This window comes from Actinomadura craniellae, assembly GCF_003289645.1.
Taxonomy (GTDB): domain Bacteria; phylum Actinomycetota; class Actinomycetes; order Streptosporangiales; family Streptosporangiaceae; genus Actinomadura_D; species Actinomadura_D craniellae.
Map to the genome: position 1 here is coordinate 53502 of NZ_QLYX01000024.1, position 14332 is coordinate 67833.

General features: G+C 73.1%; 15 protein-coding genes. 9 read left to right on the forward strand and 6 right to left on the reverse strand.

Annotated elements, in window-relative coordinates; translation table 11 throughout:
• Positions 1-33 precede the first annotated feature (33 nt).
• From DPM19_RS33380 to DPM19_RS36880, 3 genes are read left to right on the forward strand one after another with little or no spacing between them, the layout of a single operon-like run.
• Positions 34-1038: an aldo/keto reductase gene (locus DPM19_RS33380; RefSeq protein WP_111872092.1), complete on the forward strand. Its 1005-nt coding sequence runs from the start codon at positions 34-36 to the stop codon at positions 1036-1038.
• Between the two features lie 45 nt (positions 1039-1083).
• On the forward strand, positions 1084-1278 hold the full coding sequence (locus DPM19_RS35090) for a hypothetical protein (RefSeq protein ID WP_146779088.1): 195 nt from the start codon (positions 1084-1086) through the stop codon (positions 1276-1278).
• Positions 1275-2390 carry a hypothetical protein gene (locus tag DPM19_RS36880; RefSeq protein ID WP_146779089.1) on the forward strand — a complete coding sequence of 372 codons (1116 nt, stop codon included), beginning with the start codon at positions 1275-1277 and terminating at the stop codon, positions 2388-2390. The genes DPM19_RS35090 and DPM19_RS36880 overlap by 4 nt, the downstream gene beginning before the upstream one ends.
• Before the next feature lie 10 nt (positions 2391-2400).
• On the opposite strand, the gene DPM19_RS33390 is transcribed toward DPM19_RS36880, so the two are convergent.
• On the reverse strand, positions 2401-3423 hold the full coding sequence (locus DPM19_RS33390) for an NAD(P)H-dependent flavin oxidoreductase (protein WP_111872094.1): 1023 nt from the start codon (positions 3421-3423) through the stop codon (positions 2401-2403).
• 251 nt (positions 3424-3674) lie between these two features.
• On the opposite strand from DPM19_RS33390, the gene DPM19_RS33395 reads away from it, so the two are divergent.
• From DPM19_RS33395 to DPM19_RS33415, 5 genes are all read left to right on the forward strand, one after another.
• The gene (locus tag DPM19_RS33395; protein ID WP_111872095.1) at positions 3675-4760 is read left to right on the forward strand and encodes a sugar ABC transporter substrate-binding protein; all 1086 of its coding nucleotides are present in this window, start codon (positions 3675-3677) and stop codon (positions 4758-4760) included.
• A 56-nt stretch (positions 4761-4816) separates the two neighbouring features.
• Positions 4817-5593, forward strand: coding sequence for an ATP-binding cassette domain-containing protein (locus DPM19_RS33400; protein WP_111872096.1), 777 nt, complete (start codon positions 4817-4819; stop codon positions 5591-5593).
• A gap of 13 nt (positions 5594-5606) precedes the next feature.
• A complete protein-coding gene (locus DPM19_RS33405; RefSeq protein WP_111872097.1) occupies positions 5607-6896 on the forward strand; it encodes a sugar ABC transporter permease in 1290 nt (429 codons plus the stop codon).
• 98 nt (positions 6897-6994) lie between these two features.
• Positions 6995-7738, forward strand: a complete 744-nt coding sequence (locus DPM19_RS33410) for an ATP-binding cassette domain-containing protein (protein ID WP_233511082.1) — start codon at positions 6995-6997, stop codon at positions 7736-7738.
• Positions 7735-8973: an ROK family transcriptional regulator gene (locus tag DPM19_RS33415; protein ID WP_111872099.1), complete on the forward strand. Its 1239-nt coding sequence runs from the start codon at positions 7735-7737 to the stop codon at positions 8971-8973. Before DPM19_RS33410 ends, DPM19_RS33415 begins: the two co-directional genes overlap by 4 nt.
• A 3-nt stretch (positions 8974-8976) precedes the next feature.
• Here DPM19_RS33415 and DPM19_RS33420 read toward each other — a convergent pair whose 3' ends face one another.
• From DPM19_RS33420 to DPM19_RS33430, 3 genes are all read right to left on the reverse strand, one after another.
• Positions 8977-9351: a group I truncated hemoglobin gene (locus DPM19_RS33420; protein WP_111872100.1), complete on the reverse strand. Its 375-nt coding sequence runs from the start codon at positions 9349-9351 to the stop codon at positions 8977-8979.
• A 79-nt stretch (positions 9352-9430) separates the two neighbouring features.
• Positions 9431-9922: an NUDIX domain-containing protein gene (locus DPM19_RS33425; RefSeq protein WP_111872135.1), complete on the reverse strand. Its 492-nt coding sequence runs from the start codon at positions 9920-9922 to the stop codon at positions 9431-9433.
• 21 nt (positions 9923-9943) lie between these two features.
• A complete protein-coding gene (locus DPM19_RS33430; RefSeq protein WP_111872101.1) occupies positions 9944-10882 on the reverse strand; it encodes an SPFH domain-containing protein in 939 nt (312 codons plus the stop codon).
• Between the two features lie 262 nt (positions 10883-11144).
• Here DPM19_RS33430 and DPM19_RS33435 point away from each other — a divergent pair, with 262 nt between their 5' ends.
• On the forward strand, positions 11145-12014 hold the full coding sequence (locus tag DPM19_RS33435) for an aldo/keto reductase (RefSeq protein ID WP_111872102.1): 870 nt from the start codon (positions 11145-11147) through the stop codon (positions 12012-12014).
• A gap of 154 nt (positions 12015-12168) precedes the next feature.
• Here DPM19_RS33435 and DPM19_RS33440 read toward each other — a convergent pair whose 3' ends face one another.
• Positions 12169-13269: an NAD(P)H-dependent flavin oxidoreductase gene (locus tag DPM19_RS33440; protein WP_233511083.1), complete on the reverse strand. Its 1101-nt coding sequence runs from the start codon at positions 13267-13269 to the stop codon at positions 12169-12171.
• Positions 13270-13500: 231 nt separating this feature from the next.
• Positions 13501-14229, reverse strand: a complete 729-nt coding sequence (locus DPM19_RS33445) for a CoA-transferase subunit beta (protein ID WP_111872103.1) — start codon at positions 14227-14229, stop codon at positions 13501-13503.
• Positions 14230-14332: the final 103 nt, after the last annotated feature.

A 14332-nucleotide genomic window follows, 5' to 3' on the forward strand; every position in this document is an offset into this window, starting at 1 on the left:
CTCCGACCGGAACACCGCCCCCAAGGAGGGACCATGAGGACTCGTAACTTCGCCGGTACCGAGGTGGGCGCGGTCGGCCTCGGCTGCATGGGCATGAGCTGGGGTTACTCCGCGGCCGACCGGGACGACGACGCGTCGGTGGCGTTGGTCCGCGAGGCCGTCGAGCTGGGCGTCACGTTCCTCGACACCGCCGAAGCCTACGGTTTCGGCCACAACGAGAGCCTGCTCGGCCGCGCCCTCACCGGCCTCCGGGACCGGGTGACGCTCTGCACCAAGACCGGCCTGGACGTCGACCGGACCACCCGCAAGCTGAGCCGGAACGCCCGGCCGGAGCGGATCCGGGAGGCCGCCGAGGGCAGCCTGCGCCGGCTGGGCACCGACGTGATCGACCTGTACTACCTGCACCGGGTCGACCCGGCGGTGCCGCTCGCCGAGAGCTGGGGTGCGATGGCCGAACTGGTGGCGCAGGGCAAGGTCCGCCACCTGGGGTTGTCGGAGGTGACGGTCGCCCAGGCCGCGGAGGTGCACGCGGCCCACCCGGTCGCGGCGATCCAGTCGGAGCTGTCGCTGTGGACCCGCGACCCGCTCGGCGCGCCGGGCGGCATCGCGGGCGGGCTGGTGGGCCAGGACCCCGGCGCGCAGGGCCCCGGCGACGTCGTCGGCTGGTGCGCGGCGAACGGCGCCGCGTTCGTGCCGTTCTCGCCGCTCGGCCGGGGCTTCCTCACCGGGACGGTCACCGCGGCCGACTTCGAGGACACCGACATCCGTGCCCGCAACCCGCGCTTCCAGGAAGAGGCGTTGCGGCAGAACCTGCGGATCGTCGAGGTGGTCGAGCAGGTCGCCCGGCGGCACGGCGCCACCCCCGCCCAGGTGGCGATCGCCTGGACGCTCGCCCAGGGCGACCATGTCATCCCGATCCCCGGCACCAAGAAGTCCCGCTACCTGAACGAGAACGCGGGCGCCGCCGACCTCGTCCTCACCGCGGCCGACCTCGCCGAACTCGACGCGCTCCCCGCCCCCGTCGGCACCCGCTACTGACCTCCCGCCCGGCCGCGCAACGTGGCACCGGCCCGCGGTGGGGCGATGGCGGCTGATGTTCGGCAGATGATCGTCTTCCGGACGGAACCCGATCACACCCCGCTGCGAAGCTGGAATGATCGTGCCGTGCCGCCCGGCGGATTCCCGGAACACCCGCTGCCGGTCGACCGGGAAGTCCAAGCCGGGACGGGCGGTGTACGCGCGCTGGACGTGGAGATCACCGGGAGGCTGCCCGTATGAGAACGCACGGACGGGGACGGGCCGCGGCCCTGATGCTGGCGTCGGCGCTCGCGGCGGGCGGCTGCTCGGGCGGGACGGGCAAGGCGGAATCCCCGTCCGGACCGTCGCAGCCGCGCTGGGGGACCGGCGAGTTCACCGGCGCCCTCGGCCTGTGCTCGTGGATCACCCAGGAGGACCTGCGCCCGCTGCTGATCGAGCAGGCGCAGAAGACGGCGACGTCGAGCAACGTCGACTGCGCCTGGCGGGCCGAGGAGAGCGGCACGAGCACCGACCGCACGCTCCGGCTGGTCTGGGGCCGGCACGAGCCGCCGTCCAAGCCCGGCGGGAGCGCCACCGACGAGGCGCGGCGCGGGTTCGCGCAGCCGCGGGAGTGGCGGTACGGGGCGGGCGTCCCCGTCCGCGGGCTCGGCGACGAGGCGAAGCTCGGCCGCGACTTCACGGCCGGGGACTGGGGGCACCGGGTCGCGGTGGCCGTGCGGGCGCGCAACCTCGTCTTCATGGTCCAGGCCGACGCGCGCAGCCAGGTGGAAAGCGACCGCGAGTGGATTGCGCCGATCGGTGATCTGGAGGCCGGGGTGCTGGCGGTGGCCCGCCGGATCCTGGTGCGGCTGGGCGTCCCGGCCGCCCCCGCACCGTCACCGCCCGCCCCCCGGCCGGGCGAGACGGCGAAGCCCCGCGAGGTCTGCGGCCCGCTCCGGGCGGCGGCCGGCCGGCTGCTGCGCGGCGTCCGGGGCCGGACTTTGTCGCCCCGGGGTTCCCGGTCGGCGACCGGCTGCCTCTGGGAGCGGGAGCGCCTCCGCGACCACCTGGTGGTGAGCGTCGAGGTGATCCCGCCGAGCCCGGCCACCGGGGAGAGCGCGACCCAGGTCGCCGGGGGGACGCTCAGCGGGTGGCACGCTCCCGGCTGGAGCCGGCTCGGTACCCGGCTGGGCGACGACGCGCTGGTCAGCCGGTACGACAGCGGTACCGCGCGGAACGTCGAGGTCGTGGTCCGCCGCGCCAACCTGCTGGTGTCGGTGAGCCTGGACCGCCGGAACGGCGCCCCGCCGGTGCGGACCCTGGAGAACGAGGCCGTCCGGATCGCCGGTCAGGTCCTCGCCCTGCACGGCTGAGCGGGCCCGCTCAGGGGGCGAGACGGGCGACGATCTCGCCGGCCGGGTCGGCGGTGGCCTGCCGGAAGCCCGTGCCGGCCCACAGGGCCATGGTGTCGGGGTCGTTTCGTGCGGCGGCGGCGCGGCGCAGCGGGGTCGTGATCTGGTGGACGTGCGGGTAGGCGGCGGGGGCGTGCGGCCCGTGCTCGGACATGAACCGGTTGACCAGCCCGCGGGCGGAGCGCCCGCTGAACGCGCGGGTGACGGCGGTGGCGGTGAACCGCGGGTCGGCCAGCGCCGCCCGGTGCGGCGCGGGCGTGCCGCTCTCGGGGGCGCGCAGGAACGCGGTGCCGAGCTGGGCGGCGACCGCCCCGGCCGCCAGCACCCCGGCCACGTCGGCGGCGGTGGCCAGCCCGCCCGCGGCGATCAGCGGCAGGTCGGTGACCCGGCGCACCGCGGGCAGCAGTTCGCGCAGCGGGAGGGCGGGGGATGCGGGAGAATCGTCGTCGACGAACGACCCGCGGTGGGCGCCGGCCTCCGCGCCCTGGACGCAGAGCGCGTCGGCGACGGCGGACGCCAGGCGGGCCTCCGCGGGGGAGGTCACCGTGGCGACGACCAGTGAGCCGCGCTCGCGCAACGCGTCGATCACCTCGCGGGACGGCAGGCCGAAGGTGAAGCTCACCACCGGCACGGGATCGGCGAGCAGCACGGCGAGTTTGGCGTCCCAGCCGTCGTCGCCCCCGACCGGCTCGCCCAGCGCGACTCCCAGCCGGTCGGCCTCCGGCGTCAGCCGGTCCCGGTAGGCGGCCACCGCCGCGGCGTCCACGGGGGTGTCCTGGGGCGGTGGGACGAAGACGTTCACCCCGAACGCCGGGGTGGCGCGCCGGGCCCGCCCGATCTCGGCCCGGACGTCCTCGGCGGTCTTGTAGCCGGCGGCGAGGAACCCCAGCCCGCCGGCTTCGGCCACGGCCGCGACCAGGTCGGGGCCGGAGGCGCCACCGGCCATCGGCGCCGCGACGACTGGTCGCCTCAGCAGATCACGCAGGTCAGCCATGCTCCGACCCTACGGCCCCGCGGCTACCCGACGCGGGTTACGAGCCCGTTTCCTGATTGTTATCGCTATCAACAAATCAGGGGTCCTTTCCCTCTGGCGCACCAGGTCAACGCGACATATGTTGCGGGACACAACATTTACACCGGCGAGCCTGTGATCCGGATCACCGACCCGCACGGGGTCGACGTCGACCCCCCACCCCGACCCGGTCGGCCGCCCTGCGGTCGTACCCCCAGAAAGGACCTGTGCACATGCGCAAGGGGATCCTCAGCCTCGCCGCCGTGACGGTGGCGGCGACCCTCGGCCTCTCGGCCTGTGGTGACGACGGAGGCTCCGACCCCGCCGCCGGCGGCGGCGGGGCGATCAAGGGCAAGGTGGGCGTGATCCTGCCCGACACCAAGTCCTCGGTCCGCTACGAGAGCTTCGACCGCCCGCTGCTGGAGCAGGCCTTCAAGGCCGCCGGCGTCCAGTACGACATCCAGAACGCCGAAGGCTCCACCCAGCGGTTCCAGACCATCGCCGACCAGATGCTCACCAGCGGCGTGACCGTCCTGCTGCTCGACGGCATCGACTCCAACTCCGCCGCCGCCGTCACCCGCAAGGCGCAGCAGCGCGGCGTCAAGACCATCGACTACGACCGGCTCACCCTGAACGGCGTCTCCGACTACTACGTGTCGTTCGACAACGTGAAGGTCGGCGAGGAACTCGGCCGCGGCCTGCAGAAATGCCTCGGCGACAAGAACGCCAACATCGTCTACCTGAACGGCGCGCCGACCGACAACAACGCCACCCTGTTCGCCCAGGGCGCGCACAACATCCTCGACAAGATCACCTCCTACAAGAAGGTCGCCGAGCAGGCCGTCCCCGAGTGGGACAACCAGCGGGCCGCCACGATCTTCGAGCAGATGTGGACCCAGCAGGGCGGCAAGATCGACGGCGTGCTCGCCGCCAACGACGGCCTCGGCAACGCGGCCGTGTCGATCCTGAAGAAGAACAACGCCGCCGGGAAGGTTCCGGTCACCGGGCAGGACGCCACCACGCAGGGCCTGCAGAACGTCCTCGACGGCACCCAGTGCATGACCGTCTACAAGCCGATCAAGCAGCAGGCCGAGGCGGCCGCCAAGCTCGCCGTCTCCCTGCTCAAGGGCGAGAAGGGGCAGACCAACGGCGTCACCAAGGACACCGAGGGCAACCGTGACGTGCCCTCCGTCCTGCTGACCCCGGTCGGGATCTTCAAGGACAACGTCAAGCAGGTCGTCGACGACGGCTTCGTCAAGAAGGACGACCTGTGCAAGGGCGCCTACGCCGCCAAGTGCGCGGACGCAGGCATCCAGTGACTTAGCGGCCGGGGCGCCATCGGGGGCGCCCCGGCCATCGCCTTGAAAGGAACAGCGTGGCGGAGAACGCACACCCGGTGCTTCGGCTCACCGGGGTCAACAAGAGTTTCGGGGCCGTGCACGTGCTCCACGACGTGGACTTCGCGGTCCACGCCGGCAAGGTGACCGCGCTCGTCGGCGACAACGGGGCGGGCAAGTCGACCCTCATCAAGGGCATCGCGGGCATCCACCCGTTCGACTCCGGCCGGATCGAGTTCGAGGGCCGCGAGGTGGTCGTCGGCGGCCCGCGCGACGCCGCCGCGCTCGGCATCGAGGTCGTCTACCAGGACCTCGCCCTCGCCGACAACCTCGACATCGTCCAGAACATGTTCCTCGGCCGCGAGCGGACCCGGGGCGTCCTGCTGGACGAGGCGTCGATGGAGCAGTCGGCCCGCGAGACCCTCACCCGGCTGTCGGTGCGCACGGTCAAGTCGGTCCGCCAGCAGGTGGCCAGCCTGTCCGGTGGGCAGCGGCAGACGGTGGCGATCGCCAAGGCCGTGCTCTGGGAGTCCAAGCTGGTCATCCTCGACGAGCCCACCGCGGCGCTGGGCGTGGCCCAGACCCGGCAGGTGCTCGACCTGATCCGCCGGCTGGCCGACACCGGGCACGCCGTGGTGCTGATCTCGCACAACATGAATGACGTGTTCGAGGTGGCCGACCGGATCACCGCCCTCTACCTGGGCCGGGTGGCGGCCGACGTCGCCCGCGCCGACGTCACGTCCACCGAGGTCGTGGAGCTCATCACCGCCGGCCGGTCCGGCGACCTCGGGCTCGCCACCGCCGAGACCCTGTGATCGAGGCTTCCTGATGTCCATCCGAACCAACAAGGAGGCCGCGGTGAAAGTTGCGGCGAACCTGGCCGACTCGGGCTTCGCGGCCGACCGGCGCGAGCAGACCCTCGGCACGGCCCTCACCGACTACTGGACCCGGGTGCGCTCCGGCGACCTGGGCTCGCTGCCGGCGATCCTCGGCCTGGTGGCGCTGGTCACGCTGTTCACGGTGCTGCGCCCGGAGACCTTCCTCAGCAAGGGCAACATCGCCAACCTCTTCGTGCAGGCCCTGCCGGTGACGATCCTGGCCCTCGGGCTGGTCTTCGTCCTGCTGCTCGGCGAGATCGACCTGTCGGCCGGGGTGGCCAGCGGGGTCTGCGCCGCAGTCATGGCCAAACTGATCGTCGAGGCCGGCCAGCCGTGGTTCGTCGCGGTCGCCGCGGCACTGGTCACCGGGCTCGTCATCGGCACCGCCATCGGGGCGCTGGTGTCCCTGGTACGCATACCGTCGTTCGTGGTCACCCTGGCGCTGTTCCTCGGCCTGCAGGGCATCACGCTGCGGCTGATCGGCGACGGCGGCACCGTCCCGGTCCGCGACGACGTGGTGGTGGCCCTGGCCAACCGCAACATGCCGATCTGGCTGGGCTGGGTGCTGGCGCTGGTCTGCGTCGCCGGTTTCGCCGCCGTCGAACTGCTGCGCCACCAGCGGCAGCGGAAGCGGGGCCTGGCGGGCCGGCCGTTCGGGGTGACCGCCGCGCGGATCACCGTGCTGGCGGTGGCCGTCCTGGGCGGCACCTACCTGCTGAGCCTGAACCGCGCCGCGACCCCGTCGTTCGACCTGCGCGGCGTGCCCTGGGGCGTTCCGCTGGTCGCGCTGCTGGTCGTCGTCTGCACGTTCGTCCTGGGCCGGACGGTCTACGGCCGGCACGTGTACGCGGTCGGCGGCAACGCCGAGGCCGCCCGGCGGGCCGGCATCAACGTGACCTGGATCCGCATGTCGGTCTTCATGATCGGTTCGTTCCTGGCGGCGCTGTCGGGGATCGTCCTGGCCTCCCGGCTGAACTCCGTCACCCCGGACCTGGGCGCCAACACCACGCTGCTGTACGCGGTCGGCGCCGCGGTGATCGGCGGCACCAGCCTGTTCGGCGGCAAGGGCCGGGCGCACGACGCGCTGCTGGGCGGCCTGGTCATCGCGACCATCGACAACGGCCTCGGCCTGCTGGGCGCCAAGGCGTACGCCAACATGCTGATCACCGGCCTGGTGCTGCTGTTCGCCGCCAGCATCGACGCGCTGGCCCGCCGCCGCCGGGCGGCCACGGGCCGATGAACCTCACCGGCCGGGCCCGTCCCGTGGCGGACCCGGCTGGTAGGCTCGTTGCCCGCTCCGGGCTCCCGACCGGAGCATCCCCCCGGTGGGAGCCGCCCGTGACGCCCCTTCTCGACGTGCGGGGGGTCGACAAGAGCTTCGGCCCCGTGCAGGTGCTGCACGAGGCCGCCCTCTCGGTCCACCCCGGCGAGGTGACCGCCCTGGTGGGCGACAACGGGGCCGGCAAGTCCACGCTGATCAAGTGCCTGGGCGGCATCCTCCCGATGGATGCCGGCGACGTCCTCTTCGAGGGCCGCCCGGTCCGGGTGAGCGGCCCCCGCGACGCCGCCGAGCTGGGCATCGAGATCGTCCACCAGGACTTCGCGCTGTGCGACAACCTGTCGGTCGCCGAGAACATGTTCCTGGGCCGCGAGCGCCGCCGCGGCCTGGTGCTCGACGAGGCCGACATGGAGCGGCGGGCCGCCCAGGCGCTGGCCGCGCTGTCGATCCGCACCGTCGGGTCGGTGCGGCGGCCGGTGGGCAGCCTGGCCGGCGGGCAGCGGCAGAGCGTGGCGATCGCCCGGGCCATGCTGTGGGGCAGCCGGGTCGTGGTGCTCGACGAGCCGACCGCCTCGCTCGGCCTGGCCCACGCCCAGCAGGTGCTGGAGGCCGCCCGGAAGCTGGCCGACCGGGGGCTGGCCGTGGTGCTGATCTCGCACAACATGAACGACGTCTTCTCCGTCGCCGACCGGATCACCGCGCTGTTCCTGGGCCGCACGGTCGCCCAGGTGCGGGCGTCGGAAGTCACCCACACCCAGGTCGTGGAGCTGATCACCTCGGGCCGGGTGACGCCGACGCTATGAAGGGCGGACCGTCACAGGAGGAGATCCGGCGGCACAACCTCGGCACCCTCCTCCGGCACATCCATCTGCGGGGTCCCGCCTCGCGGGCGGTGCTGGCCGAAGGCATGGGGCTCAACCGCAGCACGATCCTGGCGCTGGTCGCCGACCTGACCGCCGCCGGCCTGGTCCGCGAGGAACTGCCGCGCGACACCGGCCGGCGGGCGGGGCGGCCGTCGCTGGTCGTGCGCCCGGAGTCCACCCAGGTGTACGCGCTGGCGTTCGACGTGGGCGTGGACCGGCTGGCCGCCGCCCGGGTGGGGCTGGGCGGGGTGGTGCTCGACCGGCGGGAGGCCGCCCGCCCGCGCGGCGCGTTCGACCCCGACGAGGTGGTGGGCGCGCTGGTCGGCTTCGCACGCCGGCTGGTGCGCAAGGCCGGGCGCGACTCGGTGTGCGTGGGCGTCGGGGCCGCGTTCCCCGGCACGGTCCGGCAGTCGGACGGCATGGTCCGGTTCGGGCCCAACATCGGGGTGCGCGACCTGGAACTGGCCCCCGTCCTGGCCCGGCGGCTGGGCCTGGGGCTGCCGGTCGCGGTCGGCAACGACGCCAACCTGGGGGCGCTGGCCGAGCACGAGCGGGGCGTCGGGGTCGGCTGCGCCAACCTGATCTACCTGCACGGGGACGTGGGGATCGGCGGCGGCCTGATCGTCGGCGGGCGGCTGCTGGGCGGCGCCGAGGGCTACGCCGGCGAGATCGGCCACATGGTGGTCAACCCCGGCGGGCGGCGCTGCGACTGCGGCTCCCGGGGCTGCCTGGACGCCGAGGTCGGCGAGCCCACCCTGCTGGAGTACGCCGGCCTGCCCGCCGACGCCCAGGCCGGCCGCGACGCGGTGCGCGCCGTGGTGGACGCCGCCGACCTGGGCGACGCCGCGGCCCGCGGTGCCCTGCACCGGGTGGGCGACTGGCTCGGTCACGGGGTCGCCAACCTGGTCAACATCTTCAACCCCGAGATGATCGTCTTCGGTGGCACGCTGCGGGACATCTACCTGGGCTCGGCCGCCCAGGTCCGCTCCCGCCTGGCCGTCCAGACCCTGGCCGCCTCCCGGGAGCGGGTGAAGCTGCGCACCGCCGACCTGGGCGACGACGCCACCCTCTTCGGTGCCGCCGAGCTCGCCTTCGCCGAGGTCCTGGCCGACCCCCTGGAGGTGCTGACCCGGCTGCGCGTCCCCGGCGAGGCGCCGCTGCCCGCCCCCACCTGACCGTTACGCCGGGCTCGGGGCGGAGACGATCTCGTCGGCGAGCGGGGCGACGGCGCCGATGATCGTTTCGACCGTGGGGCCGGGGACCCCGGCGGCGGTCAGCGTGTCGGTGAGGTGCCCGGCGACCAGGGCGAAGTGGTGCTGGGTGATGCCCAGCCCCTGGTGGGCCTCCTGCATCGGCTTGCCGGTGTACTCGTGCGGGCCGCCGAGGGCCACGGCGAAGAACTCGACCTGGCGGCCCTTGAGCCGGGCCATGTTCGTCCCGCCGAAGAAGCCCTGGAGCTCGGGGTCGGCCAGCACCCGGACGTAGAAGTCGTCGACCACGGCCACCAGGGCGTCCTCGCCGCCGATGGCCTCGTAAATGCTCTGCTCCGTCATCGGCCCAGCACAGCAGCGCGCCGTTACGTTCCCATCAGCCGCCGGTAATCGGGCGGTGACATCGGGCGCACCGGGCGGGTCACGCCCGGTGAGGCGGGCCGTCGGGGAGGTAGACGGTGCCGCCGCTCTCCCGGGCGCGGCGGGCGGCGGGGATCCGGGGGGCGACGCCGGGCGCCAGCCGCTCGGGGGCCCGCTCCCAGGGGACGAACTCGAAGGCGTCGAGCTCCTCGTACTGCAGCCGGATCCGGCCGGGGTCGGCGATGACCCCGGCGTCGAAGAGGAAGCTGATGGTCGACCGGGGCCGCTCGCCCTCCGGGGGGTGCCAGCCGAGCACGAGCAGGTCGCCGATCTCGGCCGTGAGGCCGAGCTCCTCCTCGACCTCGCGGGCCACCCCCCGGTGCGGGGCCTCGCCGTCCTCGACGATCCCGCCGGGGAACCCCCAGTGCTCCCGGTAGTTCGGCTTGACCAGCAGCACCCGGTCGCGCTCGTCGGTGAACAGTGCCTGCGCCGTCAGGTAGGCGGTCGGCAGGGTCGCGTACCACACGGCCGGCTGCACGTAGTTTTTGTTCACCCGCCGCACGCTACCGGCCGGTCACCGCTGACCGTTGCGCTTGTCGATCTCGGCACAGACCGGGCAGGCGCGGTAGCCCTCCTGGCGGGCCTTGTCGGCGGCGGCCAGTGCCTGCGCCCGCCGCACGTCCGCCTGGGCCTTGTACAGCTGCGCCATGGCGGCCTGGCCCTCGTTGATCGCCTTCTGGATCTCCGGGGGCAGGGTGATGCGGGTCAGGGTGAACCGGAAGCCGGTCAGGTAGGGGGCGCCCAGCGTCCGCTCGATGTCGCCGGTCAGGGAGGTGTTGATGGCCTCCTGGATCCGGGTGAAGTTGGCCTTGCTCTCCTCGTTGGTGATCAGCCCGCGCGGCTTGGTCGGGTCCTGCTGCATGAAGGCGCAGGAGGGCACCAGGTCGGCGCAGCGGAACCCGCTGATCTGGGTGCGCAGCGAGTTGTCGATGACCGGGCGGACGGCCTGCCCGAAGAAGGCCGTCCAGCCGTCCTCGCCGGCCCAGGGGTAGCGCATTTCGTTGTCCTGGCCGCGGAACCGGCGGGTTCCGTACCGGTCGTCGAAGTCCCGCAGCACCCGGTGGTCGCGGTTGAGGGAGAAGTACAGCGTCCCCTCGATGCCGAGGCTGACCCCGTCGTTGCTGGAGATCGTGAGCGTGTCCACGCCGAGGGTGCTGGCCCGCTTGGCGTCCGTGGTGATCGTGAAGAACCGCTGCTGGGCCGGGTAGCGGTGCACCTGCGAGCCGATCCCGATCCAGGTCCGCCTGGAGGAGGGGTCCAGGACGACCCGGACGCGGTTGTCGTCGAAGGGGCCGCCGTTGCGCACCACCGCGGCCTCGCCGCCGCTGGTGCTGGTGTAGCCGCCGAGCACGGTGAACGACGCGATCAGCGCGACGACCAGCAGGACGATCAGCACGACCTTGTTCCGGCGCGGCCGGACCAGGGCCCGGGTGGCGTTGCTCAGACGGCTCATGGGCTCTCCTCCTCCCGATCACCGGCTGTGATCGTTGCGCCTTGGACGCCGCTCCGGGTGGAGAAGTTCGGCATGGAACGCCCGTTGTGTGGCCGGATCCGGCCAAATCTGGCATTTGTTATGCAGCGGATGGTCCCTGAGTGTCGCCCCGTCGTGCGGTTGTTCCGCTGCATGGTGATATTTCTGGATCTGTAGGAATGTGTCCGCCGGCCGGGTCGGTACCGGCCCGTACCGGTGCCCGACGAGCGAGGGGGATTCCACCATGACCGAGCAGAACGCCGCGGCCGCCGGCGACTTCGCGATCGGCGGCGACCTGCCCGTCCACCGGCTCGGCTTCGGCGCCATGCGGCTGACCGGGCCCGGCGTGTGGGGCGACCCGGAGGACCCCGACGAGGCCGTGCGGGTGCTGCGGCGGACCGTCGAGCTGGGCGTGAACTTCATCGACACCGCGGACTCCTACGGCCCCTTCGTCAGCGAGCAGCTGATCCGCAAGGCGCTGCACCCCTACCCGGAGCACCTGGTCATCGCCACCAAGGGCGGCTTCACCCGGGCCGGGCCCGGCGACTGGCGGCCGCTCGGCCGGCCCGAGTACCTGCGCCAGCAGACCGAGCTGAGCCTGCGCCACCTCGGCGTCGAGCGCATCGACCTCTACCAGCTGCACCGCATCGACCCCACGGTGCCGCTGGCGGAACAGCTGGGCGAGCTGGCCGCGCTCCGCGACGAGGGCAAGATCCGGCACATCGGGCTGTCGGAGGTGAGCGTGGCGGACCTCGAACGCTCCCGGGAGATCACCGACATCGTCTCGGTGCAGAACCGCTACAACCTGGTCGACCGCGGATCCGAGGACGTCCTGGAGTACGCCGAGCGGGAGAACCTGGCCTTCATCCCCTGGTTCCCGGTCGCCACCGGCGAGCTGGCCCGCCCCGGCGGCCCGCTGGACGAGGCGGCCCGCCGGCACGGCGCCACCCCGGCCCAGCTCGCCCTGGCCTGGCTGCTACGCCGGTCGCCGGTGATGCTCCCGATCCCGGGCACCTCCAAGGTCGCCCACCTGGAGGAGAACGTTGCCGCCGCCGGCATCGACCTCAAGGACGACGAGTTCGCCGCCCTCACCACGGCCGCCTCCGGCGAGTGATCCTTCAGCATCCGGTGCGTCATAGCGCCCTGGAAGCTGAAGGATCAGCGGCCAAGGGCCAAGCCTGGCTGATCCTTCAGCATCCAGGGCGCCTCGGATGCTGAAGGATCATCGTTCCAGGGTGGGGTTGGCTGATCCTTCAGCTTTTGGTGCGTCATAGCGCCTCGAAAGCTGAAGGATCACTCGCCGGGGCGCCTGCGGTCAGGTAGGTCTGCTGGCCGGTGATCGCCGCGGCGGCCTGCCCGACGATCGCGTCGATCAGCTCGGCGCAGCTCGGCAGGTCGTCGATGACGGCGACGACCTGCCCGGAGGCCATCACCCCCAGGTCGGGGCGGCCGTCCACCATGGCGGCCCTGAGCAGCATCGGGGTGTTGGCCGCCATCAGCACCTGGGACCAGGACAGCTCCTTGCCGCGCTTCATGGCCCGGCCGTCCCGGAGCAGGGCGCCCCAGGACAGGCCCGACAGCTTCTTGAACCGGGCGGCGTTGCGCAGCGCCCGGACCGTGCGGGCGGCGCGGCCCGAGCGCTCCAGCGCGTCCACCAGGTCGGTGCGCAGCACCCGGTGGGGCATTCCATCCACCTGGCGGCTGACCACGGTGTCGGACATGCCGAGGTAGACCCGCTTCACCTCGTCGGGGACGGCGCTGTCGGCGGTGAGCAGGAAGCGGGTGCCCATGGCCACGCCCGCCGCCCCGTACGCCAGGGCCGCCGCCAGGCCGCGCCCGTCGAAGAAGCCGCCGGCGGCGATCACCGGGACGTCCACCGCGTCGACCACCTGGGGGAGCAGCAGAGTGGTGGCGACCGGGCCGGTGTGCCCGCCGCCCTCGCCGCCCTGCACCAGCACGGCGTCCGCGCCCCAGGCGGCGACCTTCTCGGCGTGCCGGCGGGCGCCCACCGACGGGATCACCACCAGACCGGCGTCCTTCAGCTTCGCGATCAGCTCCTGGCGGGGGGCCAGCGCGAACGAGGCGACGCGGACGCCCTCCTTGATCATCAGGTCGATCCGCTCGCCGGCGTCGGAGGCGTCCGCCCGCAGGTTGACCCCGAACGGCGCGCCGGTGCGCTCCTTCACCTCGCGGATCGCCGCCGCGAGCTGCTCCACCGTCATCGTCGCCGAGCCCAGGACGCCCAGCCCGCCCGCGTTCGCCACCGCCGACACCAGCCGGGGCCCGGCCACCCAGCCCATCCCGGTCTGCACGACCGGGTGCCGCACCCCGACCAGCCGGGTCAGCGGGGTCTCCAGCAGAGCACTCACAGCCGCACCTCCTCGCCGTGCCGGGTTTTCGGTCGGGAACGTCGTGGTCTGCCGGCGGGCGGGCTCGGCCGCGTGGTCATGACCGCTCCTCCTTGTCGCGCAGGCCGCGCGGGTCGGGGGCCTCGTGAAACACGCGTGGTGGGCGAGCCGGGACCGCTCCCGCCCGTCGTGCGGGGCTTCCGGCCGGGAACGTCGCGGACCTCCGGTGGGCGGGCGAGCCCGGCGGCACGGTCATGACCGCACCTCCCTGTCGCGCAGGCCGCGCGGGTCGAGGACCTCGCGCAGCACGCGCAGTTCCTCGGCGGTGGGCAGCCGGGTCTCGGGGACGTCGGCGGGGATCGCCAGCTCGAAGCCGGTGTTCTCGACCACTTCGGCCACGGTTGTACCGGGGTGCACCGAGCGCAGCCGCATCCGGTGGTCGGGGGTCTCGAAGTCGAACACGGCCAGGTCGGTGACCACCCGCCGGATCTCGTGCGCGCCGCGGTCCCAGCCGATGCCGCTGACCACGTCGACCCGCTCCACGAAGACGCGGGTGGAGTGCCGGGGGACCCAGTAGCTGGTCGGGTTGTTGCGGGTGTTGCCTGGGGCGCCGCGCATGCCCAGCAGCTGGGATTTCGGCCGCGCCCAGTCGCCGATCGCGGAGATGTTCTGGTTGCCGTACCGGTCGAGCTGGGACGCGCCCATCATCACGTGCCGCCGCCCGTTGGCCACCAGCCACAGGTGGTCGCGGAACGGCAGCCACCCCTCGACGTCCCCGGCGGGCGCGCCGAACGGGATCGGCTCGGCGGTCAGCAGCGGCCCGCCGTCGGTGGTCAGCAGGCCGGGCTCGAAGGTCGCCCGGGCCAGCCGCGCCCCCAGGACCGAGCAGGTCCCCATCGCGGCGGCCAGGATCTCCCCGTCGCCGCGCCACGCCTCGGCGCACGCCACCACGCACACCTCGGCCCGCGTCACTTCGCTCATCGGGTGGCCCCTCCCACCCGTGATCCTTCAGCTTTCGGTGCGCCACGGCGCCCTGAAAGCTGAAGGATCACGTCATGGAGGCAGGTGTTCGCTGATCCTTCGG

Coding starts and splice junctions, on each gene's coding strand:
- DPM19_RS33380 (WP_111872092.1), top strand. CDS start 34: ATGAGGACTCGTAACTTCGCCGGTACCGAGGTGGGCGCGGTCGGCCTC.
- DPM19_RS35090 (WP_146779088.1), top strand. CDS start 1,084: ATGGCGGCTGATGTTCGGCAGATGATCGTCTTCCGGACGGAACCCGAT.
- DPM19_RS36880 (WP_146779089.1), top strand. CDS start 1,275: ATGAGAACGCACGGACGGGGACGGGCCGCGGCCCTGATGCTGGCGTCG.
- DPM19_RS33390 (WP_111872094.1), bottom strand. CDS start 3,423: ATGGCTGACCTGCGTGATCTGCTGAGGCGACCAGTCGTCGCGGCGCCG.
- DPM19_RS33395 (WP_111872095.1), top strand. CDS start 3,675: ATGCGCAAGGGGATCCTCAGCCTCGCCGCCGTGACGGTGGCGGCGACC.
- DPM19_RS33405 (WP_111872097.1), top strand. CDS start 5,607: ATGTCCATCCGAACCAACAAGGAGGCCGCGGTGAAAGTTGCGGCGAAC.
- DPM19_RS33415 (WP_111872099.1), top strand. CDS start 7,735: ATGAAGGGCGGACCGTCACAGGAGGAGATCCGGCGGCACAACCTCGGC.
- DPM19_RS33420 (WP_111872100.1), bottom strand. CDS start 9,351: ATGACGGAGCAGAGCATTTACGAGGCCATCGGCGGCGAGGACGCCCTG.
- DPM19_RS33430 (WP_111872101.1), bottom strand. CDS start 10,882: ATGAGCCGTCTGAGCAACGCCACCCGGGCCCTGGTCCGGCCGCGCCGG.
- DPM19_RS33435 (WP_111872102.1), top strand. CDS start 11,145: ATGACCGAGCAGAACGCCGCGGCCGCCGGCGACTTCGCGATCGGCGGC.
- DPM19_RS33445 (WP_111872103.1), bottom strand. CDS start 14,229: ATGAGCGAAGTGACGCGGGCCGAGGTGTGCGTGGTGGCGTGCGCCGAG.